Origin of the sequence: Allosaccharopolyspora coralli (assembly GCF_009664835.1) — a bacterium.
Taxonomy (GTDB): Bacteria; Actinomycetota; Actinomycetes; order Mycobacteriales; family Pseudonocardiaceae; genus Allosaccharopolyspora; species Allosaccharopolyspora coralli.
In genome coordinates this window covers 554667-581208 of the sequence record NZ_CP045929.1, presented here as the reverse complement: position 1 = coordinate 581208, position 26542 = coordinate 554667, and the positions used below count along the sequence as shown (strand labels likewise).

Sequence of the window (26542 nt, the reverse complement as noted above, 5' to 3'; positions counted from 1 at the left end):
TCCGATCACCGGGTTCACAACCACGACTCTAGAACAGGAGCACTGAAGAGTTTGTCAGGATTGCACGTCCCCGCTGCGCTTCGAAGATCCACTCGCCGACCACGTTGTCGGCGCGTTCATCACGGTGGCGAAAACAGCACCGCACACGGCCGGAGCACATCGAGACGGACAGTTCGACGGTGACTCACACGACAACCGCGAACGTCACACAGCCGGCACCCCGGAATCCTTCCTTCTGCCGTTTTGTGATCATTCGATCACGTCATGTGACAGCTTGGCTCGGCGAAATGCCGAACCGGCGAGTGCGAGGATGCACGACGTGCTCCCGAAGCCGAGCGAACAGCGAACTCCGACCGGGCTGTGGTGGGACGGACGCGGGGTCGTCGCCATCACGATGATGTTCACCGGGGTACTCGCCGCAGTCCTCGGAACCGTGGCCACCTGGACGGGCGACATTCCGGGACTGCCGGGCACGGACCCGCTCGTCCGTTTCGGCCTTCCCACGGTGCGGGTGCTGTTGCACTTGGTCGCGGCGAGCACGGTGGGGCTGGCTCTGTTGCCGCTGCTGTCCGCACAGCACGGTCGCGCACGCACCCAGGCAGCGCTGACCGCGGCTCGGCGAGCGGCGATCGCGACCGCGCTTCTCTGGGTACTGTGCTGCCTGGTCTCGTTGCCGCTGCAGGCAGCCGAGGTCGCGCCCGGCAGCGAGGGTGTCAAGACCGTCCTGCGCTACACCTTCGGCCTGCCTGCGGCCACCGGGCTACTGGTCAGCGGCGCGTGCGCACTCGTGACGGCCGCGCTGAGCTTCGTGGCGGCGCGAGGCCGGGAGATGCATCCGGTGCTTGCCCCGGCGTTCGCGATCCTCGGGCTCGTTCCGGTCCCGCTGACCGGGCATCTGACGACCGGCGGTGCGCACGGTCTCGCGGTGTTGTCCGTCGAGCTGCACGTCGTCGGCGCGGCGGTGTGGACAGGCGGCCTGTTCGCGGTGGCGCTCTGCCTTGCGCCGCTGCGCGGTCTGCTCGCGACCACACTGCCGCGCTACTCGACGCTCGCCGGTGTCGCGCTGGCTCTGGTGGGGCTGTCCGGCCTGGTCAACGCCGTCACCGAGCTGGTTCTCACGCCCGGCGTGGGGCTCGCCGGACTGGTCACCACCCGCTACGGCCAGCTCGTGCTGGTCAAGGCGGTCTTCCTGGTGGTGCTCGGAGCGCTGGGGGCCCACGTGCGCTGGCGTCTGCTCCCGCGCATCCTCCGGCACCACCGGACCGCCCTGCTCACCTGGATCGGCGCCGAGCTCGGCGTCATGGGCCTCGCATACGGGCTCGGCGCCGTACTCGCCCGAACCCCGGTGGGGTGACCGACGGCGCGGGCGCCGCACCGTCCCGGGTCAGCGCGGGATGACCAGAACCTGCCCGACGTAGATCATGTCGGGATCGCTGATGCCGTTGGCCTCCGCGATCGCCCGCCAGTCGACGCCGAGCTGCGCCCCGATGCCGGAGAGCGTGTCGCCGGCCTGCACCACGTAGGTCTCCTGCGGCGGAGGTGGCGGCGGGGGCGGGGCACCGCCGCCGGTGAGCACCGGCAGATCCACCAAGGACACGTTGAGGTCGGTGTTGCCTGCGATACCCGGAACCTGGCCGTCGGAGGCGTGCTGATGGAGCACCACCCGGTCGGTGAGGTAGCCGGGCGATCCCGGCTCACGCCCGTAGTGCGCGACCCACAGGAACACGCCGGGGTCGGCCCATGCGTCGGTGCCGAGCTTGTCGGCGAACCAGGACGCCGAGGCGTACACCATGATCTCGTGTCGGCCGGTGTGCCCGCGAAGCGCGTCGATGAATCCCTTCACCCAGGCGCTCAGGTCGCCGCCCTCGACCTCGATGTCCAGACACGGTGGAAGGTTCCCGTGGGCCGAGGAGTCCAGGCGGGCCAGTTGACCGGCGAAATCGGCCGCGTCCTGTTGCGGGGAATTCGTGTCGGGACGCGCGAAATGGTACAGCCCGGTGACCAGTCCGGCCCCGCGCGCACCGGCGAGTTGGGAATCGAGCGTCGGGCTGACGTATCCGATTCCTTCGGTGGCTTTGATGTAGGAGAAGGCGTACCCGGCGCCACGGACCGCGCCCCAGTCCGGCTCACCTTGGTATCTCGCGACGTCGATGCCGGGAATGCGCTCGGCCATCTCTCCCCCTCACGCTCGGTGTCGGATGTTGATCACCACGGTATCGAAGTCGACGCGTCGGCAGTCCCACCGATCAGTGCAAGATCTCGTCTGTTCGGAGGAGCGTGAGCACCCCACGAGAGCACTCACGTCCCACTCGTCCCGGCGGTGACTCGACCTCGCTGCGGACCCGCCGACCACGCCGCACAGTGGATCCGGCGCGGAGTACGAGGTCGTGCCACGCACACGGGTGATGTCGGCGCTTCCGGGCAACCGCGACGGCTGTCGAACGTCTTGCCTGTAGAGGATCCGGCAGGAACCGACCCAACGGTGGTGGCACTGTGGAGGTGGTCGACGTGGACGAGTTCACCGTGATCCGGCGACGGCCCGGACGACCGGGACTGCGCGCGGTACAGGCGACCGGCGCAGTGCTGGCGGGCTTGCTGCTCGCCAGCTGCGGCCGGGCGACCGACGACCTCGCGGCGCAAGTCCCCGCGGCTCCGCCCGCACCACAGCAAGCGGAACAGCCCGCGACCGCACCGGAGCCTCCCCCGCCACCGGCGCCCGCACCTTCCACTGAGGACTCCGAGGCGAGCGGACCCGCCCCGGAGCAATCCGAGGTGCAGCAGGATGAGTTGCAGCAGGCGGAGGTGCAGCGTTGCCACACGTCGATGCTCAGCGGCATTCTGCAGCCCGGGAATCCGGGTGCGGGTCAGCGTCACGCGGACCTCGTGCTGCGCAACGACAGCGGGGAGACTTGCACGCTGTACGGCTACGGTGGCCTGCAACTCGTCGACGCCGAGGGTCGTCCGTTGCCCACCGACTTCACCCGGAACGCGAACCCCGGCCCGACCCTGATCGAGCTGGCTCCCGGTGACGCGGCCGCGGCGACACTGCACTGGTCCGTGGTGCCGCACGGCGACGAACCGGTCACCGAGCCGTGCGCACCGACCCCGGCCGGTGCGGAGGTGATCCCGCCGGACGAGACCGATCCGTTGCCCGTCGAGTGGCCGTTCGGCCCGGTGTGCGGCCAGGGCTCGGTGGACGGCACGGCCTACCACTGAGGGCGCAGCTGGGAACTGGGTGGATCGTCCAGCACCGGCGTCGCACCGTGCCCCGGCTGATCGCGAGTGAGAGCGCATCTGGGAACCGGCACGTGTTCCCGTAGGGCGGTCATAGACCAGCCGGGGCAGGGTGAGGGGCTCCGTTCGGAGTTCGTGCCTCGCAAGGAAGGGATTCTCGCCGCGCACGTGTGGTATTCACGAGGACCCCAACGCCGCGAGGCACGAACTGGGGCGGCGGTCCCGGACCACACACCCAAGTTCCACAACGCCCGCTGACACCGCCGGCGACCGCACAGCGATCGATGCTGGCCACGCGGCCCGGCATGTGCTGTCGTGGTGGCCATGGCGGACCCGACGCAACATCTCGTCCCCTGCTCCAACGGTGACGTGTTCGTCCGCACCTGGGCACCGCCGGAGCCGACGTGGCTCGCTCTCGTCGTCCACGGGTACGGCGAACACGGCGGGCGCTATCACCGAGTCGCCGACCAGCTCGTGGCGGAGGGAGCGCTGGTGTGCGCGCCGGACCACCGCGGTCACGGCCGGTCCCCTGGTGAACGGGTGCTGATCGACGACGCGGAACGCATCGTCGACGACCTGGAGGCGTTGCACGCGCGGCTCGCCGCCGAACATCCCGAACTGCCCGTCGTCCTCATCGGACATTCACTCGGCGGTATGTTCGCGACCCGGCTCGCCCAACGCGATCAGGAGCAGTTCCGGGGAGTCGTGCTGTCCGCACCGGTCTTGGGGACCTGGCACGTGCTCGATCTCCTCGAGAACACGCAGCTCCCGGACACCCCGATCGACCCGGAGTCGCTGTCCAGGGACCTGGGGGTGGGTCGCGACTACGTCGCCGATCCGCTCGTGTGGCACGGGGCGTTCAAGCGGAGCACGTTGATGGCGATCGACCGCTGCCTGCTGGCGATCCACGAGGGTCCACAGCTCGACCTCCCGACGTTGTGGCTGCACGGCGAGGACGACGAGCTGGTGCCTGCCGAGGACACCCGGACCGGCATCGACCGGATCCGCGGCCGCAACTTCCACGAGCACCATTACGCGGGCGCCCGGCACGAGGTGTTCAACGAGACCAACGGCGCCGACGTGATCCGCGACGTCGTCGCGTTCGTCCGTCGGGAGATCAGCCGCTGAGGACCGGGCGTGTCGCGTCCCCCGAAAGTGTGAGCAAAGGCGGGGATCCGGTTGCGGGTCCCCGGGTCCGGGCGCAGCGTGAACGCAGTGGGTCCCGGTAGGCAGGACCTCGCGCCGTCCTGACGTTTCGTCTGCGTACCGGGCGGTCCGGTCCTCCCCCAGCACCGAGGTGAGGCGGTTTCCATGAAGGACGTCAAGCGCGCTCAGGATCTCATCGGCAACGACGTGTTCGATCAGGAGGGCGACAAGATCGGCCGCGTCGGCAACGTCTACGTCGACGATGCCACGCACCAACCCGAGTGGGTCACCGTTCGCACCGGCATGTTCGGCACCAAGGAGACCTTCGTGCCGCTGGCCGGGGCGTCTTCCGGCGACAAGGGAATCAATGTCGGGGTCACCAAGAGCAAGGTGAAGGATGCTCCGAAGGTCTCGACCCAGCACGGTCACCTGTCCGACAAGGAAGGCCAGGACCTCTACAGCTACTACGGCGTGCAGCGCGGCACCGGGATGAGCGATCAGGAGTCGCAGGCAGGTGACGAACAGAGCCGAGCGGCTGGTGAACAGAGCCAGGCAGCCGGCGACCAGGGCTCGGGGCAAGGGTCCGGCGGCGCGATGGCCGGAGCCGCCGCAGGCGGCGCGGCCGCGGGTGGAATGGCGATGGGTTCCCGGGGTGGTGGGGCCGAAGACGAGAGCACCTCCGGCGCGGAGGCGACCTCGGCCCAGCAGTCCGAGACCGGCAGCGACATGGCCGGCACCGAGATGTCCGACACGGCGGAGACGGCGAGCGGGACGAGATCGGACGCGGCGATGGCGGCGCCGGAGGGCGAGGTGCCCGCACAGCCCACGACCGGGGCCACAGAGACGAGCGGGACGATGTCCGAGGCCGGTTCCTCCGGAGGCGGCGCGGCGACCGCTGCGGGCGCAGCGGGAGTGGCCGGCGTGGGCGCCGCGGCGGCAGGCTCGCGCGGTTCGTCGTCCTCTTCGGACACCGCGAGCGCTTCGGACACGTCGGTGTCGGACACCAGCGACACGTCACTGGCCTCGGAGGACACCACGACCGCGTCGACGAGCAGCATGTCCGCGTCGGAGTCGGCGACCTCCACCTCGGCGAGTGCGTCACCGACGGCGACGGCGGCGAAGACTCCCGAGAGCGAGAGCACCTCGGCGGACCCGTCGTGGCGGATGCGGGCACCGGAGGGTCAGGGCGGCCAGCATCGTGCGGACGAGTCCACGACGACCTCAGGAGGGACTTCGACCGCGACGTCGTCCGGCATGTCGACGTCGTCGTCGGGGACCATCCCACACGAGATGACGCGGTCCGAAGAGCGGCTGCGGGTCGACACCGAGAACGTCGAGTCCGGCAGAGTGCGGCTTCGCAAGTACGTCGTGACCGAGCAGCAGTCGGTGACGGTGCCGTTGAGCCGCGAGGAGGTGCGCATCGAAAGGCACCCGATCAGCGAGACCGAACAGACCGACATAACCGCGTCCGCGAAGTCGCGAACCGAGATCGGCGAGGCCGACGACGAGATCGTCCTGCACGCCGAGCGTGCCGTGGTGAACACGGAGTCCGTTCCGGTCGAGCGCGTCACGATCAACACCGAGACCGTCACCGAGGAGCAGACGGTTCAGGGCGAAGTGCGCAAGGAGCGCTTCGACATCGACGACAGCTCGCACCGCGGCGGTTCCGGCACCTCGAGCACCAGCACGTCAGGCACGAGCGGTTCGAGCTCCGGCAGCTCGGGGTCCGGCAGCTCGAGCACCAGCACGTCCCGCTCCGGCGGTTCGAGCTCCGGCAGCTCGGGGTCCGGCAGCTCGAGCACGGGCGGTTCGGCCACGACCGACTCCACCTGACAGCAGAGCCGTGACCTGGCTCGGGGGCCCGTAGGGCACGCCTCACACGCGACTCAGGGATACGGGAAGCGTCGCCGCCGGCGTCCATCGGGGCGCCGGCGGCGACGTGTCGGCCCCGTGCCTGGGCGTGGTGACCGGGTGCGCCGGCACCGAGGTCCGTCCGCCGGCGATGTCGATCGTGCGCCAGAATGGTCGAGCGATGGACGAGCTGGAACTCATGATCACCGTGGTCGTCGCCGCCGACGACGACCGGGCGGCGCGTCGTGCGTGCCAGTCCCTGCTGCATCGGGTGGGCGGCCGGATCGTGGAGTGCGGCGACTGCTCGGACGAGGAACCGGGGTGCTGGTCCGTGACGATCAGTCTGCCGGCGAGCTCCTCCGGCGCGGGCCCCGCGGCATTGTCCCGGGCGGTACGAACGTTTCTGCGCGAGCTGGGGCCGGAGTTCCCGCGGCACCGCGTGTCGTGCGAGTCGCCGACCGCGTGGAGCGTCGTGGACGATCCGGAGCTCGTCGAGGCCTTGGTACCCGGTGGAGAGCGGTTGCTCGTGGAGGCGTGGGTCGGCGACGCGGGCGCGCCGGTCTTCGCCGATGAGGATCCGGATCTGTTGCCGCCGCCGGAGCCGGAACCGGGGCTGGCCGACGTGGACGAGCACGGGCGCGTGCGACCTCGGCTGGGGATGGTCGTGGACGTCGTCACGCAGCGGCACGCGGCGGCGGAGTGGCCCGCTCGGGCGGTGGCGAGCAGGGTGTCGCGTTCGGTGACGTTGCTCGGGAGTGCGGAGCGGCCGCCGATGGTGCGGGTGGAGTGGGACCTCGGACCCGCGGAGGGGGAGCCGGCGGAGATCGTGGCGGACGCGGTGGCGCGGCTGGGTGGTGTCGGCTGGTCACGGCCCCGAGCGGGAGCGTCGGTGGCCACCGCACGGTGGTCGGCGGCCCCGACACCACCGTCGGGAATCGCGGCGATCGAGCTGACCTCCACCGTTCCGTCCATGGTGGACTCGGGAACTCCACACTGGAACACCGGCAGTGTGAGTTGAATTCACGGAAAATTCTCGGAAATCCCTCGTGTCCGTCACTGTTCCACCCGAGCGAGTGATGTTGTGATCCGAACAGCATTCGCGATTGCCGCCCTGGATACGAGACTCCCGCCCTGCCTGCACCCCCACGACCCCGAGGCGCTAACTTGTCCGCGTGATCGCGCCTGCGAGCGGCAGTGCGCACCTTTTTGCGAGAACTCGGAGGACCCGGACAGATGGCAGGCGTGGAAGAGGTTCGGGCAGGCATCGCCCTGGCCAACCAGAAGGCGTCGGAGAGCGTCGCCGCACTGCAGCAGGCGAGTATGTCCCTCGAGGAGGCCCAACAGGCGCTCGCCGACGCGACGCAGGGAAGTGGCCAGGAGGAGATCATGCAGGCGCACGGCATGCTGGCCGAGGCGACGCAGAGCCTCAGCGGGGTGCAGGGCACCATCAACGCGAGCATCTCCTCCACCGAGGGCTACGCCGGTCGGCTCTGAGTGTCGGCGCTGCACGAACTGCTCCAGGCCTTGCACGGCGTCGAGGAGCACATGACGCGGGCGCGCGGCGAGCTCGCCACCAGCCGCAGCGCCCTGGTCGAGGCGCAGGCGGCACTGGCCTCGCTCGACCCGCACCACCCCGAGACCGTGGTGCCGCCCGGCCTGTTCCGGGCGGACGACCAGATCACCCGCGCGATCGATCTGCTCGACCGCAGCGGTGCACTTCTGGGGGACTTCGCCGGCCGGTTGTGAGCCCCCGGCGACCTCGGGCAGTGGTATCTTGATCACGTTCAGCGACACGTCTACCGAGGTGAGGTGTGCGACCACGCAACGAGCGTCGCTCGCGAGTCCAGTCGGCCTACGAAGGCCTGCGTACCGCGATCGCCGCTGCACTCGGCTCCGCTGACGCCGCGCTGCACCGTGCCCGTTCGGAGCACGGGCATCGCGAGTTCGCGCTCCGCATCGCCGAGCACGGAGTGTGCGAGGTCGCACGGGAGCCGGCGCTGCTCGACGAGAGCACCGAGGCCGCGCCGAAGACCGGGGACGAATCGGACGCGCCCGAGCACACCACCGAGGTACTCCCCGCCGCATCGCGGGAATCGGCGTGGGGCGAGGCCGTCCGAGAACGCGACGAGTGCTACGCGGACTGGACCGCGTACGGCCCGCAGGAGCTCACGTCGCTCGTCGACGAGGTCGCTCGCGGCAGCGCCGGTCTGCCGTGGCGGGACTGGCTCGGCACCGTCGGTTCCGCCGACACGCACTCCCCACCGGAGCTGTGGCGCCTCGGCGAGGCACACGTTCCCGACGCTGCAGACCCGTCCCCGTTCCCCGTCGCCGTGCCGCTGCTGGACGAGTCGCACCTGCACGTCAGCACCGACGACACCGGCGAAGCCGCCGAGGGGCTCGTCCAGAACCTGCTGCTGCGGGTGCTGAGCCAGTTCCGGCCGGGGCTGGTGCGGGTCCACGTGTGGGACGTCGCGCAGCTCACCGGAACCCTGCCGGGCCTGCACCCGCTGACCCGGTCGGGCCTGGTGACGATGCACGACCCGACGCGCCTGGACGACCTGCTCGACGAGCTCTCCGAGCACATCCGCCGGATCCACACCGGCGCGCTGCTCGGCGGGCACACCTCGCTGCGGTCGTTCGCCGCGGAGACCGGGCACCGCGGGGAACCGTGGCGGATCGCGGTGCTGTTCGGCGACGGGCAACAACTGCCCGACGAGCAACAGCAGAAGTTGCACCGAGTCGCACGCAGCGGCCTCGACTGCGGGATTCAGCTGGTGGCGGTGAACCTGCGGTTGTCGGTGAACAGCGCGATGGAGTCGGTGCACCTGAACACGGACGGGGCTCGGTGCAGCATGTCGGGTCCAGCCGCGGTCATGACGCCGGACCCGCCGATGCCGCGAAAGGACGCCACGCGCGCGTGCAAGGCGATCTCGGAGCGTTTCGTCGCCCAGCGCTCCCGCGTCCGCGGTTTCGACGATCTGGTGCCCGAGCAGCTGTGGGCGTGCCGCTCGACCACCGGACTGCAGGCACCCGTGGGCTTCCGCGAGGGCGAGCCGGTGTGGTTGACGCTCGGCGACGCGAGTCCGCACGCGCTCGTCGGCGGCCCGAGCGGCTCCGGCAAGACGAACTTCCTGTACGGCATGATCGGCGCGTTCACCGCCCGCTACTCGCCGGACGAACTGGAGCTCTACCTGCTCGACTTCAAGGAAGGCGTGTCGTTCTCCCAGTTCACGCCCGGTACGCGAGACCCGAGCTGGCTGCCGCACGCGAACGTCGTCGGGGTCAACGTCAACGCCGACCGCGAGTTCGGTCTGGCGCTGCTGAAGTTCCTCGCCGACGAGATGCGCCGCCGCGCGGACGCGGCGAAGGCGCACGAAGTCACCAAGCTCGAGGAGCTGCGCGCGCAGGACCCGGAGGGACGCTGGCCGCGCATCGTGGCCGTCATCGACGAGTTCCAGTACCTGTTCGCCGAGCGGGACCCGGTCTCGTCGCAAGCGACGGCGTTGCTGGAGGACGTCGCACGGCGCGGCCGTTCGCAGGGCATCCACCTGGTGCTCGCCAGCCAGGACGTGTCCGGTATCGAGGCGTTCTGGGGCAAGCCCGCCGTGTTCGAACAGTTCATCCTGCGGATCGCACTGCCGAAGGCCCGGCGGGTGCTCGTGCAGGACAACTCCGCTGCGGTCGAACTGCCCCGCTGGCACGCGGTCGTCAACCACGAGTCCGGGGTTCGGCACGGCAACGAGGTCGCTCGGCTGCCGGACGCAACCGCACCGGAGACGATGTACGCATTGCAGCAGCGACTGTGGGAGGCCAGGCAACCGTCCACGACCAGGCCCCGCCTCTTCGACGGCTCGCACCTGCCCCGGTTGTCTCGGAGACCGCGCGCAGGCCTGGAACGGTCGGCCGTGCTCGGGCAGGTCATCGACGTCGAAGGCACTCCGGCGGCGGTCCGGCTGGACCGGTCACCCGGCCGCAACATCGCCGTGCTCGGCTCGGTGCGGGTAGACGCGTCGAACGTACTCGGGGCCGCCGCGTTGTCCTTGGGGCAGCAGTACGCGCCGGGAACGATCCGGTTCACGATCGCGGGGCTCGTCGACGAGGTCGCACCTGCCGTGGGCGCGGTCGTGACGGAGCTGCGTGCGGCGGGACACGAGGTCGACCATGTCGGACTCGACGACGCCACCGGGGCGCTGGACCGGCTCGCGGCCGTGATCGACGAGCGCAGCACGTCCGGCGGCGGTGCGGGCACGGCCTCCGGCGGCGAGGTCACGGAGTGCCTGCTGCTGTACGCGGCGGACGCGGCCCACACCACGTGGGAGCGCAAGGATCCGGCGAGCAACGCCAGTGGCTTGGATCGGCTGCGCACGATTCTCAAACAGGGACCGGAACTGCGGGTGCACACGGTCGGATGGTGGCGCAGCGTGCAGCGTCTCAAGCACAGCCTCGGCATGGGGCCCGTCGATGACATCGGGGCGTGGCTGGCTTTCGACGTGCACGGCTCGGAGCTCACCGCGTTCGCCGCCGGCCAGCCGGTGAACTGGTCGCCCCGCGCGCGGCGTGGGCTCTTCTTCGACCGTTCCCTGCATTCCCGCCCCGAAGTCGTGCTCCCGTTCGAGCTCGACACCCGGTCGGACGAGATCACGATGCCGAGTCCGCGGGCGGGCGACGGCACGAGGGAGGAATCCCGTGACTGAGCCGCCGCTCTCGGCTGCCGACCGTTACCGGGAAGTGGCCGCGCTCGCCACGCAAGGAGCCCAGCAGCTCCGCGACCACGAGCGCGCGAAGGCGCAGCGGCTCCGCGACGAGCTCCCCGACGGACGGGCGCGACTCACCGAAGCCGAGGCCGAGCACGCGGAGGTGGTGGACGGCGTCCGAAAACGCTGGGACCACGCCATGGACGCCCTGTTCGACGAGAAGTGGATGCAGGTCTCGCGGATGCCGGACGCGGATTCCGACGCCGAACCCTGCGCGCCGTCGGAGGCGATCCGGCGGGTGCAGGTCGCCTACCTAGAACTGCGGGACACCCTCGGGCAGCCGGGCTGGCGGGCGACGTCCTGGCTCCCGCGACGCCCCTGGCGCTCCCGACGCCGCGGGCCCGAAGACTGAGAGGGCAAGTGGAACTGGGGGGGTGGTCCGATACCGCCGCCCCAGTCCGCGCCTCGCGGCGTTGAGGTCCTCTCGAGTACCAGGCCGTACGCGGCGAGAACCCCGCTGTGCCAGGCGCGGGCTCCGAATGCCGGAGCCCCTCACCCTGCCGAGGCTGGTCACGTATGACCGTGCTCTACCGACACAAAGCCAGTTCCCCAGTGCGCTCTGACCGCTGCACCCGCTCGGGCGCGGACCGGTGGGCGGGACGATCCGGCAGGATCGAGAGCATGGAGCAGCTGGAGACCGCTCACGACGTGGCGGCGGCGACCTCGGAGCCGATGCTGATCTGGGCGGCGCAAGCCCTGGAGGACGACTACCCGCACGAGGCGGGGTCGGCGTGGCGGCTCGACGACGCCGTGGTGGTGTACGCCCCGGGCCTCAACCGCAACGACCGGCTCGTCTTCACCGGCGGCCCGGAGGCGGTCGCGGCACTGCTGGGCCGCGTCCCGCTGCCCCGCGAGGGAAAGTTGCGTGCTCTCGGCACGACCGAGTCCGCTCGGGAGGTCGCGGCACGAGGAGTGACGCGCGAGGTGGGCACGTTCGGGTGGATGGATCTCGTCGGTGAGCCGGTGCGCGGCTGGTCCGCGGAGTGGCTGCCGAAACCCGAGATCGACGAGGTGGCTGCGCTGCTCGCGTCGGCGAACCCGTCGGCCTACGTCGTTCCGGGCGATCCGGGGGCGCGTCGCTGGGCGGGAGTTCGCGACGCCTCCGGTGCGCTGCTGTCGGTGGCGGCCGACTGCTGGCCTGCGCGGGAGCTGGGGTTCATCGGCGGTGTAGCCACGCACCGGAGGCACCGCGGTCGCGGCCTCTCACGGCAGGTGTGCGGCTGGCTCACCGAGCGGCTCTACGACGAGCACGGAGCGGTGTCGCTGATGGTCGACCGGGACAACCCGGCGGCGATCGCGCTCTACACGCGGCTGGGGTTCACCTACCGCTCGGTGACCGCCGCGACGGTGGCCGCGGTCGAGCGGCCCGCGTAAAATTACGGCACAAATTAGTTTCGTAATTGGAGGTTCGGTGACGGCACAGGCAGCTCCGGAACAGGCACTCGAGGTCCGGCTCGCGTCCCGCCCGCACGGACGACCGACACCGGAGAACTTCGACGTCGTCGAAGCACCGGTACGCGCACCCGGCGACGGCGAGATCCTGGTCCGCAACAAGGTCATGAGCGTCGACCCGTACATGCGCGGGCGGATGAACGACGCCAAGTCCTACGTTCCCCCCTTCCAGCTGGGCGAACCGCTGGACGGCGGCGCGGTCGGGGAGGTCGTGACGTCGAACTCACCGGACATCCGGCCCGGCCAGAACGTGCTGCACCAGCTCGGCTGGCGCGAGTACGCGACGCTGTCCGCGAAACACGCCACCGTCGTGTCCGAGGACGTCGCACCGCTCAACGCCTACCTCGGTGTGCTCGGCATGCCGGGGATGACCGCCTACGTCGGCCTGTTCGACAAGGCACGTTTCCGCGACGGCGACACCGTGTTCGTCTCCGGGGCTGCGGGTGCCGTCGGGTCCTTCGTCGGGCAGATGGCCAAGTTGCGCGGCGCGAAGCGGGTGGTCGGCAGCGCCGGGTCGCCCGAGAAGGTCCGGCATCTCGTCGACGAACTCGGCTTCGACGCGGCGTTCAACTACAAGGACGGCCCGGTGGGCGAACAGTTGCGGTCCGCGGCTGCCGACGGCGTCGACGTGTACTTCGACAACGTCGGCGGTGACCACCTCGAAGCCGCCATCGCCGCGATGAACGACTTCGGCCGGATCGCCGCCTGCGGCGCGGTGTCCCAGTACAACGCCACCAGCCCGGAACCGGGTCCGCGCAACATGTTCCAGTTCGTCACCAAGCGCCTGTCGATGCAGGGCTTCATCGTCGCCGACGAAGGGCACCGCAAGGACGACTTCCTCGCCGACGTGGCGCCGTGGGTCGCCGACGGCAGCCTGCGGTACTCCGAGACCATTGTGGACGGACTACGCAACGCCCCGGACGCGTTCCTCGGAGTGCTCGAGGGCCGGAACAAGGGCAAGATGCTCGTCACGCTCTGATCCGACAAGCGCTGGGAGTTCCGGTGACCACCACGCCGCTGCCTGCGGGCTCGCTTCGCGCGACCTCGCTGAACCTCGGTCGGCGCGAACGAGAACTCGGCGCGCTCGGTGACGGGCACCGACTCGACGTGCTCGTCGTCGGCGGCGGCGTGACCGGCGCGGGCGCGGCCCTGGATGCGGCCGCGCGCGGCCTGTCGGTCGCCTTGGTGGAATCCGACGACCTCGCATGGGGCGCGTCACGCTGGACGAGCAAGTTGCTCCACGGCGGCCATCCGGGCCGTAGCTCGCCCTGGGCACGGCGACAGGCTGCCGTGGAGCGCGGCATCCTCATGACCCGCACCGCGCCCCACCTCACCCGAGCCGTGCCGCAGCTCGCCCCGTTGCACGAGCACGTGTCGCGCAGAACGGAAGGCATGCTCGTGGCGGAAGCCGCAGCGCGGGACGGTCTGCGACGCACCGCAGGCACCCCGTCCGTGTTGCTTCCGCCGCCGCACCGAGCGCCCGCGGCAGAGGCACTCGCGCTCGTTCCGGGGCTGCACAGACGAGGGCTGCGCGGTGGGGTCCTGCACTTCGAGGCACAGCTCGTCGACGACGCACGACTCGTGGTGGCGCTCGCGCGGACGGCGGCCGGTTTCGGCGCCCGCGTGCTGACCCGCGTGCGGGCGCGGGCGCTGCACCACGACGGCGCCGACATCGTCGACCGCCGCAGCGGCGAATCGTTGCGCCTGCGCGCCGCTGCCGTGATCAATGCGACCGGTTCGTGGGCCGCCCAGCTCGACCCCGGCGTCCGGCTCCGGCACCGGCGTGGCGCACACCTGGTCATCGATCCCGATGCGGCGGGAATCGCCGCCACGGCGGTGACGCGCCCACCTTCCGGGCGCCGCGGTGAAGCCGCTTTCGTACTGCCGCAACCCGAAGGCCACGCACTTCTCGGTGTCACCGACGAACCCCTGGACGAGGAGGCGTCCACACTCGACGCATCGGCAGGCTCCGATGTGGACTCGCTGCTTCTGACGATGCGGAACGTTCTCGATACGCCGCTCGAACGTCGCCACGTACTGGAGTCGTTCAGCGCGACACAGTCCTTTGTGGAAAATAACGGCGCCACGAAACGACGAGGCCACCCCACCGTGGTGACCGGAACAGACGGGCTCGTGACCGCCCTCGGTGAGAGCCTGACCACCTACCGCCGAACAGCAGCCGACGCCGTCGACACGGCACTCACGCAGGCGAGTCTTGCCGCAGGGCCGTCCCGCACTCGAGCGGTGCCGTTGGTCGGTGCCGCCGAACCGGCGCGGCTCGCCACGATCGACGCCGACCCGCACCTCGTCGGCAAGTACGGGACCGAGGCACCCCGGCTCGCCGCACTCGCCGAACTCGACGCGGATCTCGCCGACGCCGTCGCGCCCGGAACACGCCTCACCGCTGCCGAGGTCGTGTGGGCGGTGCGCCACGAGGGGGCGCTCGACGCCGACGACGTCCTCGACCGACGAACCCGCCTCGGACTCACACCCGCGGCGCGGGAGCGGGCCCGAGCACCGGTGGAGTACCTGGTGACTCAGGCACTGCAAGGCGTGGTGAGCTAGCCACATCACGGGGCGAACGGCACTTTCACCTCGTGTGGCGGTGCGAGAGCGGTTCACCCTGTGTGGTGGTGCGAACGGCACTCTCGCCTCGTGTGGTGGTGCGAACGGCACTTTCGCCTCGTGTGGCGGTGCGAACGGCACTCTCGCCTCGTGTGGCGGTGCGAGAGCGGTTCACCCTGTGTGGTGGTGCGAACGGCACTTTCGCCTCGTGTGGTGGGGCGAAAGTGCCGTTCGCTCCACCATTACGCGTTCTTGATCTCGGCGTAGCGGGCCAGGGCTTCGCGACGCTCAGCGGCGTGCTCGACCAGCGGCTGCGGGTATCCCTCAGGCCGCTGCGCGGTGAGCTTCCACGGCTGGTGCACGGCCTTGCCGTCGATGCCGCGCAGCTCCGGGACGTAGTAGCGGACGTACGCGCCGTCGGGATCGAACTTCTCGCCCTGAGTGGTGGGGTTGAAGATCCGGAAGTACGGCGCCGCGTCCGTGCCACTGCCCGCCGCCCACTGCCAGCCGTGCTGGTTCGAGGCCAGGTCACCGTCGACCAGCCGGTGCATGAAGTGCCGCGCACCCCACCACCACGGCAGGTGCAGATCTTTGACGAGGAAGCTCGCCACGATCATGCGTACTCGGTTGTGCATCCAGCCCTCGGCGAGCAGTTGACGCATTCCCGCGTCGACGATCGGGAACCCGGTGCGCCCCTCGCGCCACGCGGCGAACAGCTCGCGGTCCCAGTCCAGCCGGATGCGGTCGAACCGGCGGTCGAAGTTGTGCCGGGCGCTGCTCGGCCAGTTCCAGAGCACGTCGGCGTAGAAGTCGCGAAAGGCCAGCTCGTTGCGGTAACTCGACGCTCCCTGACTGCGATCGCCCGCGAGGTCGGCGAGCAGCGTCCTCGGATGCACGCAGCCCCACCGCAGATACGGCGACATGCGGCTGGTGCCGGAACGGTCCGGCCGGTCGCGTGCACCCTCGTAGTCGTGCAGGCCGGACTCGCGGAACGATCGCCACGCATCGTTCGCCGCCGACTCGCCCGCGTCCGGCAGCGGAAGATCGTGAACCTCGTCGTCCGGGATCGACACCCCGCCGTGAATGCTCCCGTCCAGCCAACGCGCCGACGTCTCGTCGGAGTCCGCCGGACGTGGCCAGCCGTGATCCCCCCAGGCGCGGCGGAAGGGGGTGTAGACCTTGTACAGCGAACCGTCGTTCTTGGTGACCCGCCCCGGCGTGACCGCGTACGGCGATCCTCTCGGATGCCACCCGACGCCGTCCGCTTCGAGCGCTTGCCGCACCTGCGCATCCCGCTCGCGCCCGTAGGGACCGGTGTCGGCGGACACGTGCACGCCCACGGCACCGGCCGACCGCGCCAGCTCGGGAACGACCTCGACCGGGTCGCCGCGCAACACCAGCAACCGCCCGCCGAGCTGCTCGTCGAGCGCGCGCAGACACCGGAACAGAAACGTCCGACGAACCGCGCCGGACGGTTCGAGCAGCGCGGGATCGAGCACGAACACCGCGAGCACTCGCCCGTCCGCGGCCGCCGCGGCGTCGAGCAACGCAGGGTGGTCGCGCAGGCGCAAGTCCCGCCGGAACCACAAGATCGCCGGACCGCTCATGCCGCGACGCTACCCGGAACGCACGCGAGCACGTCCGGGCGTTCACCCCAGGTTCACAAGGCCCTCTCGGGGTGCGGGCCCTCGCAAGGACTGCGCACCCCGAGACAATCGTTCACGAGAAGGATTCAGCGGTTCCCGATGGGCGTGTAGGCCCGCTCGGGGTAGCCCGTGTACACCTGCCGCGGACGGCTGATCTTGCGGGCCGGGTCGTCGAGCATCTCCCGCCAGTGCGCGATCCAGCCGGGCAGCCTGCCGAGCGCGAACAGGACGGTGAAGTACTTCGTCGGGAAGCCCATCGCCTTGTAGATCAGGCCGGTGTAGAAGTCGACGTTCGGGTAGAGCTTGCGCTCCACGAAGTAGTCGTCGGCCAGCGCCTTCTCTTCGAGCTTGAGCGCGATGTCGAGCAGCGGGTCGTTGGCGCCGAGCTTGCTGAGCACCTCGTCGGCGGTCTTCTTGATGATGGCCGCGCGGGGGTCGTAGTTCTTGTACACCCGGTGCCCGAAGCCCATGAGCTTGACGCCGGGCTCCTTGTTCTTGACCCGGTTGACGAAGTCGTCGACGTCGCCGCCGTTGGCCTGGATCCCTTCGAGCATCTCCAGCACCGCGCTGTTCGCGCCGCCGTGGAGGGGACCGAACAGGGCGTTGATGCCCGCCGAGACGCTGGCGAACAGGTTCGCCTCGGAGGAGCCGACCATCCGGACCGTCGAGGTGGAGCAGTTCTGCTCGTGGTCGGCGTGCAGGATGAACAGCAGATCCAGTGCGCGGGACAGTGCCGGATCGACGTCGTAGGGCTCTGCGGGGAACCCGAAGGTCATGCGCAGGAAGTTCTCGACCAGCCCGAGCGAGTTGTCCGGGTAGAGGAACGGCTGGCCAACGGACTTCTTGTAGGCGTAGGCCGCGATGGTGGGCAGCTTCGCCAGCAGCCGGACCGTGGAGAGTTCGACCTGCGTGGAGTCGGACGGGTCGAGGCTGTCCTGATAGAAGGTCGACAGCGCCGAGACCGCGGACGAGAGCACCGGCATGGGGTGCGCGTCGCGGGGGAAACCGTCGAAGAACTGCTTGAGGTCCTCGTGCAGCAGCGTGTGGCGGCGGATCCGTCCCGCGAACTCGTCGTACTGCTGCTGGGTGGGCAACTCACCGTAGATCAGCAGGTAGCTGACCTCCATGAAGTTGGACTGCGACGCCAGCTCCTCGATCGGGTACCCCCGGTAGCGGAGGATGCCGGCGTCTCCGTCGATGTAGGCGATGTCGGACTTGCAAGCCGCCGTGTTGACGAAGCCCGGGTCGAGCGTCACCAAATTGGTCTGAGCCATCAGCTTGCCGAGGTCCACGCCGGGCGCACCCTCGGTGGGCACAGCCACGTCCATTTCGTGCTCGCCGCCGTCGTAGCGCAGCGCGACGGTACGTTTGGCGGTCGCGTCGTCGGGCATTCGGGAACCTCTCGCGCTCGTCGGGGGCAGCACCGTCTGGGCGATCCCGAACGCGTTCAGGTGGGGTGCGTTCGAATCGCGCACGACGGTCGGAGGTGTCCGTGCCGTCGCAGCACCGCCCCGTTGGGGTCCTGTCAGATGTCACGCTAGACCGCTTTCCCCCGATCGCGCAGCAATCGTGTTATCCCCGATACGCAGGTGGGACCACGATCACATCTCCCACCGCCCCGAACCCGCACGATTTTCACGTCACGTAGCCGGTCTGCGCGGCAGTGCAACCACCCTGCGGAGGCACTGCCACGCTGTGTCACCGCTGTCCGCAATCGATCAATCGATCGAATCCGGATGCGTGGCCGAAGCCACGTCACCGCATCCGGCTCGCCCCGGAGTCAATTCGTGCCGGACGAAAAAATGCTCGAAGGAGATCTCCACGGCAATTTCCGGTGGCGTTTCTCTCCCACCGCGCCAGTGATCCTCAACCGGGCACCTCGGCGAGGAAGGGGGGTTCCGCGCCCGGCCGCGCGACGGTGATCGCGGCGGCGGCCGCCGCATGGGTCAGCGCTGCCCGCCACTGTTCGGCCCCCAGCCTGCGCACCGCCGCCGTGGACAGCAACCCGTGGCGGTCGAGCCAGGCCAACAGGGCCGCCTGCACCGTGTCGCCCGCACCGATCGTGTCCACCACCTGGGCTGGACGGGCGGGGACGTCGACGAAGTCGCCGTCGCCGGTAAGTACCGACATCCCGCACGCTCCCCTGGTGAGCACCACGGCCGCCGGGCCCTCCGAAGACCACTCGCGCAAGGCCTCGACGAGATCGGCCGTGGGGTCGTCCACCAGCCATGTGGCATCCTCGATCGAGAGCTTCAGCAACCCGATCGACGGCAACCACTCGCGGAACCGCTCGCGACACCGTGCAGGGTCGTCGATCAGCGCGGGCCGCACGTTGGGATCGAGCGCGATGAACCGTCCGCGGGCGGCCTCGCGCTCCAGCAACGCCTCGTAGACCGCCGCGCCCGGCCGCAGCACCATCGCCGACGTCCCGAACGACAGTGCCCTCACGTCGTCGGGCAGCGGGCCTGGGTCGCACACGGCACGCCCGGCCGTGCCGCACGTGTGGAAGCTGTAGCGCGCGGTGCCGTCCTCGGCGAGGCCGACGACCGCGAGCGTCGTCGGTTCCGGGCCGCGCTGGACGAGCCGGATGTCCACATCGGACCTGCACAGGCGTTCGACGAGCTTGTCCCCGAACTGGTCGGTGGAGATCCGGGAGAAGAACCCTGCAGGCGCACCGAGTCTGCCGAGCGCGATGGCCACGTTGTACGGACCGCCACCCAGGCGCGGGTGCAGCGGCCCCAGCTCGCCGTCACCGGTCGAGGGGTCCGGAACCAGGTCCACCAGCGCGTCGCCGCCGACGACGATCACGTCGGCTCCCCCGGCCCACGACTCAGTCCGCCGAGCAGGAAGCGGGACAGCTCCGCGAACGCTTCGGCGTCGGTGAGCCCGGTGCGCTCGCCGACGTCGCCGCGCTGGATGCCGGTGATGGTCATCCCGATCATCTCGGCGACGAGGCCGACGTGGACCGCTCGGAACACGCCCTCCCGAACGCCTTCGTCGAGGTAGGCACGAATCTGGCCGGCAGCGGCACGCGCGTTCGCCTCGTAGGTGGCGCGGGTCGCCGTGTTGGCCGCCATGTCTTCGATGAACGCACGCGAGGCGGGGCGCAACGCCGCGGCCGCACCGTCGAGGTAGGCGCCGACCTTGTCCCGGGCACCGTCGACGCTGCGGACACGGCGTTCGACGGTGGCGGTGGCGCCTTTGAAGTAGTGGCCGACGACCCGGACGGCGAGCTGCTCCTTGCTGCCCGCGAGCGTGTAGAGCGTGGACTTCGAGCAGCGCAGCCGCGCGGCGAGGTCGTCAAGGGTGAAGTGAGCGAATCCTTCGGCCAGGAACAGATCTCGAAGCCGGTCGAGTAGATCGGCGCGGCGGGCGTCGGCGGAGGAGCGTCGGGAGGCTCCGGGCTCGGTGACGGTCCCCGCGCGAGGGCTCACCGTGGGCCCCCTCCGCGCCTGGGGCGCGGCCATCGGACCGGCGTGATCGCAGAAATCCAGCGCACGGCGACCCCCTGACACGACGTGGGAGAACTGGCAGTGGTGCCCGTAGGGCACGGCGTCGGAAGTTCAGCTCGAGCAGGGTGGCCAGCTCCGGCGTTCCCGTTCGTGCCTCGCAAGGCAGAGGTTCTCGCCGCGGACACCCGGTACTCGGGAGAACCCCGACGCAGTGCGGCACGAGCGGGGGCGGCGGCACCGGACCACGTACCCACGTTCCCAGATTCCCCCTGCGACAGCGTCATGGATCGAGCCTGCCACAGCACGGGTGCCCGTCCGGCGAGGTGGGTGCTGCCACCTTCGGGTGGCACTCGCGCCCGCACAGCTATAGTACTGACACCAGTCCTACAGTACTCTCATTGGTACCCGTCGCCGACGGGACGGACCACCCACGGCACTCGGAGCATCCACCGCCATGCCTGTCGAACGCCTGCTTCCCACCCCCGAAGCAACCGATCTCCTCGCCCTCACCAGGGACATCGCCCGCAACGAGCTCGCAACGGCCGCCGCGGACCACGAAGCCGACAACCGGTTCGGCCGCGAGGCGTTCCGCACCCTCGGCGCCTCCGGGCTACTCGGTCTGCCCTACCCGGAGGAGTACGGCGGCGCCGCACAACCCTTCGAGGTGTATCTGCAGGTCCTCGAGGAGATCAGCAGCGCATGGATGACCGTCGGCGTGGGCCTGTCCGTGCACACCATGGCCTGCTACCCGCTCGCGAACTTCGGCACCGACGAGCAGCGCGCGAAGTGGCTGCCCGCCATGCTCGGCGGCGAAACCCTCGGCGGGTACGCGCTCTCGGAGTCCCACGCGGGCTCCGACGCCGCCGCGCTGCGCACCCGTGCCGAGCGCACCGCTGACGCCTACGCCGTCACCGGGACGAAGTCGTGGATCACCCACGGAGGTGTCGCGGACTTCTACACCCTGATGGCCCGCACCTCGGACGACGGGCCGCTGGGCATCAGCTGCTTCCTCGTCGACGGAACCACGCCCGGCCTCAGCGCAGGCGCGCCGGAACACAAGATGGGCCTCACCGGTTCGCCCACCACGGACCTGATCTTCGACGGTGCGCACCTGGACGGCGAACGGCTCGTCGGCAACGAGGGAGACGGACTCAAGATCGCACTGGCCGCACTGGACTCCGGCCGCCTCGGCATTTCCGCGTGCGCGGTCGGGCTCGCGCAGGCGGCACTCGATCTCGCGGTCGACTACGCCGAGCAACGCCACCAATTCGGCAAACCCGTCATCGAGTTCCAGGGCCTCGAATTCCTACTCGCCGACATGGCCGCCGCCGTGCACTCCGCGCGGGCGACGTACCTGGACGCGGCCCGGCGTCGCGACGCAGGACTCCCCTTCGGACAGCAGGCGTCCGTGGCCAAGCTCGTCGCCACCGACGCCGCCATGAAGGTCACGACCGACGCCGTTCAGGTGCTCGGCGGAGCCGGGTACACGCGGGACTTCCCCGCCGAGCGCTACATGCGCGAGGCGAAGGTGCTGCAGATCTTCGAAGGGACCAACCAGATCCAGCGCATGCTCATCGGCCGCGGCCTACGCACGAAGTGACGAGGCGAACGGCACTTTCGCCCCACCACACGAGGCGAGAGTGCCGTTCGCCCCATGAATGTGGGCCTCAGCCCAGCGGACGCAGGCCCCAGCGGGCCATCCAGGACTCGGCCGGGGAGAGCACGATGAGGTCGGTTCCCGAGTTCAGGGCGTCGGGCGGGCAGGTCATGGGCTCGATCGCCACCGCCCGTCCGCGGCCGGGGTAGTCGTCGGCCGTGTAGACCTGCACCCAGCCGAAGACCGGGTCGGCCCAGAGTTCGACTCCCTGCCCGGACGGGTGCGTGAGCCGGTGGCGGACCTTGCCGTCCGGGTCGTCGGGACGGGGTGTCGCGCCACCGAAGGCGGTGTCCAGCAGCACCCCCGCCATCGCACGGCCCGACCGGAAATCCTGTTCGGAGCCTTCGAGCGCGCGAGGCGGCCGCACGGGCAGCAACCGTTCCGGGTCGACGGGAACGACGCTGCCGGCGGCGAGCCGCAGCGTGCACTCGTCAGTCTCGGCGCGACCCGCGCGTGGGTACGGGTGGACACCGACGCCGAACGGCACGGCACGGGCGCCAAGGTTCTCCACGGTGTGCGTGACGGTGAGCCCTGCGGCGTCGACGTGGTACCCGATCGACGTCAGCAACGGCGCAGGCCAGCCCGGCTGCGGCGGCACCATCGCGTTGAGTACCACTGTGGACTCAGCGTGCTCGACGACGGTCCAGGCCGTGTGCCGCACCAGACCGTGGATGGCGTTGCCGCGCTCGGGTTCGGTGAGCGCGAGCTGCTGCGGCTCGCGTTCCAGCGTCCACCGTCCGTCGGCGACCCGGTTCGGCCAGGGCACCAGGACCGCACCCGCGCCGCCGGGCGGGGTGTCGTCGGCGGCGTAGGTTTCGGAGTACGGCACACCGTCCACTTCGAACACCCGCAGCGCCGCGCCGACCTCGGTGACGACGGCGCGGGTCGCATCGTGCCGGATCTCGAACTGCCTGCCGGTCGTGGGGACACGATCGCTCACATCCCCACCCTAACCATCGGGAGCCGTCGATCGGCCGGAGAACACTTCGGACCGCGTGAGCACGAACCGATACGGGCACACAGCTTTCCTGCACACCACTGACCGGGCTCGGATTTGACATACTACTACCCCCTAGGGGTATACATGTGGAGTCTCCGACCTGGAGGCGCCAGTCGCCTGGTATGCCCGCACGGCATGCGCCACCATCCAGCAGGCACCGATCCGGTGTCGCGAACAACAGGAGCAGCTGCATGAGCACGGTCACCGGCACGGAGCCCGGCCCCACTCACGAGGTCGAGCTGGCCATCAGCGGCATGACCTGCGCCTCGTGTGCGGCCCGTGTCGAGCGGAAGCTGGGCAAGCTGGACGGCGTCACCGCCACGGTCAACTTCGCCACCGAGAAGGCCAAAGTCACCTACCCCGCCGAGCTGGATCCCGACCGGCTCGTCGGCCAGGTCGAGGCCGCCGGGTACTCCACCGCACTCCCAGCGCAATCGACCTCCGCCGACCAGCCGAACGGTGGGACGAGCACCGACACCGAGGACCCGACCACGGCACTGCGGGACCGGGTGCTCATCTCCGCGGCGTTGTCGGTGCCGGTCATCGCGATGGCGATGCTGCCGTTGCTGCAGTTCACCTATTGGCAGTGGATCTCGCTGACCCTGGCGGCGCCCGTGGTCGTCTGGGGAGCGTGGCCGTTCCACCGGGCGGCGTGGACCAACCTGCGCCACGGCGCGGCCACGATGGACACCCTGATCTCGATGGGAACCCTGGCGGCCTTCGCCTGGTCGCTCTACGCCCTGCTCTTCGGTGACGCAGGCATGCCCGGCATGACTCACCCGTTCGAGCTCACCATCCGGCCGACGGACGGCGCCGGGAACATCTACCTCGAGGTCGCGGCCGGAGTGACCACGTTCGTGTTGGCCGGCCGCTACTTCGAGGCCCGCTCCAAGCGCCGCGCCGGTGCCGCCCTGCGTGCGCTGCTCGAACTCGGCGCCAAGGAAGTCGCGGTGTTCCGCGACGGCCGCGAGCAGCGCATCGGCACCGAGCAACTCGTCGAGGGTGACCGGTTCGTGGTCCGGCCCGGCGAGAAGATCGCCACCGACGGCGTGGTCGAAGAGGGCAACTCCGCAGTCGACGCGAGCATGCTCACCGGGGAGTCCGTCCCGGTCGAAGTCGGTGTCGGGGACTCGGTCGTGGGTGCCACGGTCAACGACGGCGGCAGGCTCGTGGTGCGTGCCACCCGTGTCGGTTCGGACACGCAGCTGGCTCAGATGGCCAAGCTCGTCGAGGACGCCCAGAACGGCAAGGCGGCGGTCCAGCGCCTGGCCGACCGCATCTCGGCGGTGTTCGTGCCTGCTGTGATCCTGTTGGCTCTCGCGGCGTTGGCCTTCTGGCTGCTCGCCGGTGCCGGTGCGGCCGCAGCGTTCACCGCCGCCGTTGCCGTGCTGATCATCGCCTGCCCGTGCGCGCTCGGACTGGCCACACCCACCGCGCTCATGGTCGGCACCGGCCGGGGTGCCCAGCTGGGCATTCTGCTCAAGGGGCCCGAGGTGCTCGAGTCGACCCGGCGGATCGACACGGTCGTGCTGGACAAGACCGGCACCGTCACGACGGGCCAGATGTCACTGGTCGCAGTGCACACCGTCGGGGCCGAGGAAGCGGAGGCGCTACGCCTGGCCGGGGCGGCCGAGCAGGCATCGGAGCACCCGATCGCGAAGGCCATCGCGAACGGAGCTGCCGAGCGGCTGGGGGCGCTTCCGACGGTCGACGAGTTCACCAACGTCGAAGGGCTGGGCGTGCAGGCCGTGGTCGACGGCGAAGCCGTGTTGGTGGGCCGGCCCGCATTGCTGGAGCAGTGGAGTCAGCCGCTGCCCGACGAGCTCGCCGCCGTCCGAACCGACGCTGAACGCCAAGGCCGAACCGCGATCGCGGTGGCGTGGGCGGGCGCGGCCCGCGCCGTGCTGGAGGTGGCCGACACCGTCAAACCGACCTCGGCGGAAGCGATCGCCGAACTGCGCGGGCTCGGCCTCAGCCCGGTCCTGCTGACCGGGGACAACGAGTCGGTGGCCCGCAGCGTCGCGGCCGAGGTCGGCATCGACGAAGTCATCGCGGAGGTGCTGCCCAGGGACAAGGTCGACGTCGTCACCCGGCTGCAGCACGACGGGCGGGTCGTGGCCATGGTCGGCGACGGCATCAACGACGCCGCCGCGCTGGCCAAGGCCGAACTCGGCCTGGCCATGGGAACCGGCGCCGACGTGGCCATTCAGGCTTCCGACCTGACCTTGGTGCGCGGCGACCTGCGCGTGGCCGCCGACGCGATCCGGCTCGCCCGCCGCACCCTGGGCACGATCAAGGGGAACCTGTTCTGGGCCTTCGCCTACAACGTCGCCGCGCTGCCACTGGCCGCCGCCGGGCTGCTCAACCCCATGATCGCCGGCGCCGCTATGGGCTTCTCCAGCGTCTTCGTCGTCGGCAACAGCCTGCGGCTGCGACGGTTCCGCAGCACCACGACACAGACCCCGGTGCGGGTCGAGGCCGACCGGCCCGTTCCCGCCTCGATCGATGCGTAGCGGCCACGCAGACCAACCCGACCACTCTCGCAAGGGGTTCGTCGGCGCGGCGGCCGCCCCGCGTGCGTCGCTGTACGGTGGCGGTATGCGGCGAACGTCCGGGATCTACCGGTGGGGGCTGTTGATCCTCCTTACGTTCGCCGTGATGGTCATGCACCATGCGCCCGGACTTCACGATCAGGCGCACGAGGTGCCTTCGCCCGCAGGCAGTGCCGCGCAGACACAGCACCACCGGGCACATGACGAGCCTGTGCGTGTGGAAGCGGGCGAGGTCACGACCTCCCCGGCAACCACCGGACTCGGCGACGAGACACACGGCTCGTCGTCACACGACGTGCTGCACCTGTGTCTGACGATCATGCTCGGCTTCGCACTGCTGCTCTTTTCCGCGGTGACCGGCGAAATCCGGGTGCGACTGCCCCGGGCGAGTTCGGAACGACGCCCCGGGCTGCACCGGTTCCGGCCGGCGTTACCCGTTCCCCGCAGGCTCGCGATGCTGTGCGTACTTCGGCTGTGAGAGCTCGTGTGCGGCCGTTTCGACCCTTCGAGCCGAAACGGCCATGCACGCAGTTCCCGAAACACACGTCACGATGCCGAAAGACGAGGAACACACCATGCAACGCACCCACGTGCTCCGTTCCGCGGCGGCGGCCGTCGCCGCGGCCGCGCTGCTCGCCGGATGCGGCGGCACCGGCGAGAACACGAATCCGGCCCCCGCAACTCCGCCGAACACCGAACAGTCCCAGAATCCGGAGGCCGAGCAAGGCGGGCACAACCAGGCCGACGTCGCCTTCCTTCAGGGCATGATCCCGCACCACGAACAGGCGATCGAGATGTCCCGTCCCGCTCCCGAGCGCGCCCAGTCCGACCAGGTCAAGGACCTCGCCCGGCAGATCGAGGCCGCCCAAGGACCGGAGATTCAGGCGATGTCCGGCATGCTCCGGGACTGGGGTGTGCCGGAATCGCCGTCCGACATGCACGGTATGGATCACGGTGACATGGGCATGATGTCGCCCGACCAGATGCAACGGTTCGGCCAGGCAGAAGGCGCACAGTTCGACCGGATGTTTCTGACCATGATGATCGAACATCACGAAGGCGCGGTGACGATGGCTCGGACCGAACTCGACGACGGACAGAACCCCGAGGCCAAGCAGCTCGCGCAGCAGATCATCGACTCTCAGCGAGCCGAGATCGACACCATGAACAACCTGCTCGAACAGAACTGAGCGTCGCTCGGAACGGCTCGGAGCCCCGCACCGAGCGTGCGGG

The 26542-nt window shown here is 70.0% G+C and carries 22 protein-coding genes; 16 read left to right on the top strand and 6 right to left on the bottom strand.

The genetic code is table 11. The features are described from left to right. Window positions 1–310: 310 nt before the first annotated feature. Window positions 311–1354, top strand: coding sequence for a copper resistance D family protein (locus GIY23_RS02750; protein WP_154075227.1), 1044 nt, complete (start codon window positions 311–313; stop codon window positions 1352–1354). 30 nt (window positions 1355–1384) lie between these two features. On the opposite strand, the gene GIY23_RS02745 is transcribed toward GIY23_RS02750, so the two are convergent. Further along, window positions 1385–2173, bottom strand: coding sequence for a GH25 family lysozyme (locus GIY23_RS02745; protein WP_154075226.1), 789 nt, complete (start codon window positions 2171–2173; stop codon window positions 1385–1387). 335 nt (window positions 2174–2508) lie between these two features. On the opposite strand from GIY23_RS02745, the gene GIY23_RS02740 reads away from it, so the two are divergent. The 11 genes from GIY23_RS02740 to GIY23_RS02685 all read left to right on the top strand — a co-directional run bounded on the left by GIY23_RS02740 (window position 2509) and on the right by GIY23_RS02685 (window position 15002). Then, complete coding sequence (locus tag GIY23_RS02740; protein ID WP_228717510.1) at window positions 2509–3216, top strand: DUF4232 domain-containing protein; 708 nt, start codon at window positions 2509–2511, stop codon at window positions 3214–3216. 342 nt (window positions 3217–3558) lie between these two features. Further along, complete coding sequence (locus GIY23_RS02735) at window positions 3559–4362, top strand: alpha/beta hydrolase (protein ID WP_154075225.1); 804 nt, start codon at window positions 3559–3561, stop codon at window positions 4360–4362. A gap of 183 nt (window positions 4363–4545) precedes the next feature. Then, a complete protein-coding gene (locus tag GIY23_RS23350; protein ID WP_407646823.1) occupies window positions 4546–6213 on the top strand; it encodes a PRC and DUF2382 domain-containing protein in 1668 nt (555 codons plus the stop codon). Between the two features lie 199 nt (window positions 6214–6412). After that, window positions 6413–7249 carry a hypothetical protein gene (locus GIY23_RS02720; RefSeq protein WP_154075224.1) on the top strand — a complete coding sequence of 279 codons (837 nt, stop codon included), beginning with the start codon at window positions 6413–6415 and terminating at the stop codon, window positions 7247–7249. Between the two features lie 215 nt (window positions 7250–7464). Continuing rightward, window positions 7465–7725, top strand: coding sequence for a hypothetical protein (locus GIY23_RS02715; protein WP_154075223.1), 261 nt, complete (start codon window positions 7465–7467; stop codon window positions 7723–7725). Then, window positions 7726–7977 carry a hypothetical protein gene (locus GIY23_RS02710; protein ID WP_154075222.1) on the top strand — a complete coding sequence of 84 codons (252 nt, stop codon included), beginning with the start codon at window positions 7726–7728 and terminating at the stop codon, window positions 7975–7977. Between the two features lie 65 nt (window positions 7978–8042). Further along, window positions 8043–10925: an FtsK/SpoIIIE domain-containing protein gene (locus GIY23_RS02705; RefSeq protein WP_154075221.1), complete on the top strand. Its 2883-nt coding sequence runs from the start codon at window positions 8043–8045 to the stop codon at window positions 10923–10925. After that, a complete protein-coding gene (locus GIY23_RS02700) occupies window positions 10918–11337 on the top strand; it encodes a hypothetical protein (RefSeq protein WP_154075220.1) in 420 nt (139 codons plus the stop codon). Before GIY23_RS02705 ends, GIY23_RS02700 begins: the two co-directional genes overlap by 8 nt. Before the next feature lie 269 nt (window positions 11338–11606). After that, window positions 11607–12359: a GNAT family N-acetyltransferase gene (locus GIY23_RS02695; RefSeq protein WP_187352000.1), complete on the top strand. Its 753-nt coding sequence runs from the start codon at window positions 11607–11609 to the stop codon at window positions 12357–12359. Between the two features lie 37 nt (window positions 12360–12396). Next, on the top strand, window positions 12397–13416 hold the full coding sequence (locus GIY23_RS02690; protein WP_222850223.1) for an NADP-dependent oxidoreductase: 1020 nt from the start codon (window positions 12397–12399) through the stop codon (window positions 13414–13416). Between the two features lie 23 nt (window positions 13417–13439). Then, on the top strand, window positions 13440–15002 hold the full coding sequence (locus GIY23_RS02685; protein ID WP_154075217.1) for a glycerol-3-phosphate dehydrogenase/oxidase: 1563 nt from the start codon (window positions 13440–13442) through the stop codon (window positions 15000–15002). 242 nt (window positions 15003–15244) lie between these two features. Here the strand turns inward: GIY23_RS02685 and GIY23_RS02680 are convergent, their stop codons facing one another. The 4 genes from GIY23_RS02680 to GIY23_RS02665 form a co-directional block, all read right to left on the bottom strand. Continuing rightward, on the bottom strand, window positions 15245–16609 hold the full coding sequence (locus tag GIY23_RS02680; protein WP_154075216.1) for a cryptochrome/photolyase family protein: 1365 nt from the start codon (window positions 16607–16609) through the stop codon (window positions 15245–15247). A 125-nt stretch (window positions 16610–16734) separates the two neighbouring features. After that, the gene (locus GIY23_RS02675; protein ID WP_154075215.1) at window positions 16735–18039 is read right to left on the bottom strand and encodes a citrate synthase; all 1305 of its coding nucleotides are present in this window, start codon (window positions 18037–18039) and stop codon (window positions 16735–16737) included. Between the two features lie 475 nt (window positions 18040–18514). Next, the gene (locus tag GIY23_RS02670; protein ID WP_154075214.1) at window positions 18515–19456 is read right to left on the bottom strand and encodes a carbohydrate kinase family protein; all 942 of its coding nucleotides are present in this window, start codon (window positions 19454–19456) and stop codon (window positions 18515–18517) included. Further along, on the bottom strand, window positions 19453–20082 hold the full coding sequence (locus tag GIY23_RS02665; RefSeq protein WP_228717509.1) for a TetR/AcrR family transcriptional regulator: 630 nt from the start codon (window positions 20080–20082) through the stop codon (window positions 19453–19455). Before GIY23_RS02665 ends, GIY23_RS02670 begins: the two co-directional genes overlap by 4 nt. A gap of 472 nt (window positions 20083–20554) precedes the next feature. Here GIY23_RS02665 and GIY23_RS02660 point away from each other — a divergent pair, with 472 nt between their 5' ends. Then, window positions 20555–21700 (top strand): acyl-CoA dehydrogenase family protein, encoded by a 1146-nt coding sequence (locus GIY23_RS02660; RefSeq protein ID WP_154075212.1) that lies wholly within the window; start codon window positions 20555–20557, stop codon window positions 21698–21700. 67 nt (window positions 21701–21767) lie between these two features. Here the strand turns inward: GIY23_RS02660 and GIY23_RS02655 are convergent, their stop codons facing one another. Then, window positions 21768–22697 (bottom strand): aldose 1-epimerase family protein, encoded by a 930-nt coding sequence (locus tag GIY23_RS02655; RefSeq protein WP_154075211.1) that lies wholly within the window; start codon window positions 22695–22697, stop codon window positions 21768–21770. A gap of 251 nt (window positions 22698–22948) precedes the next feature. Here GIY23_RS02655 and GIY23_RS02650 point away from each other — a divergent pair, with 251 nt between their 5' ends. The 3 genes from GIY23_RS02650 (at window position 22949) to GIY23_RS02640 (ending at window position 26499) form a co-directional block, all read left to right on the top strand. Then, entirely contained in the window at window positions 22949–25270 is a 2322-nt protein-coding gene (locus GIY23_RS02650; protein ID WP_154075210.1) for a heavy metal translocating P-type ATPase, read from the top strand. Between the two features lie 85 nt (window positions 25271–25355). After that, entirely contained in the window at window positions 25356–25787 is a 432-nt protein-coding gene (locus GIY23_RS02645; protein WP_154075209.1) for a hypothetical protein, read from the top strand. 97 nt (window positions 25788–25884) lie between these two features. Further along, the gene (locus GIY23_RS02640; RefSeq protein WP_154075208.1) at window positions 25885–26499 is read left to right on the top strand and encodes a DUF305 domain-containing protein; all 615 of its coding nucleotides are present in this window, start codon (window positions 25885–25887) and stop codon (window positions 26497–26499) included. Window positions 26500–26542 lie beyond the last annotated feature (43 nt).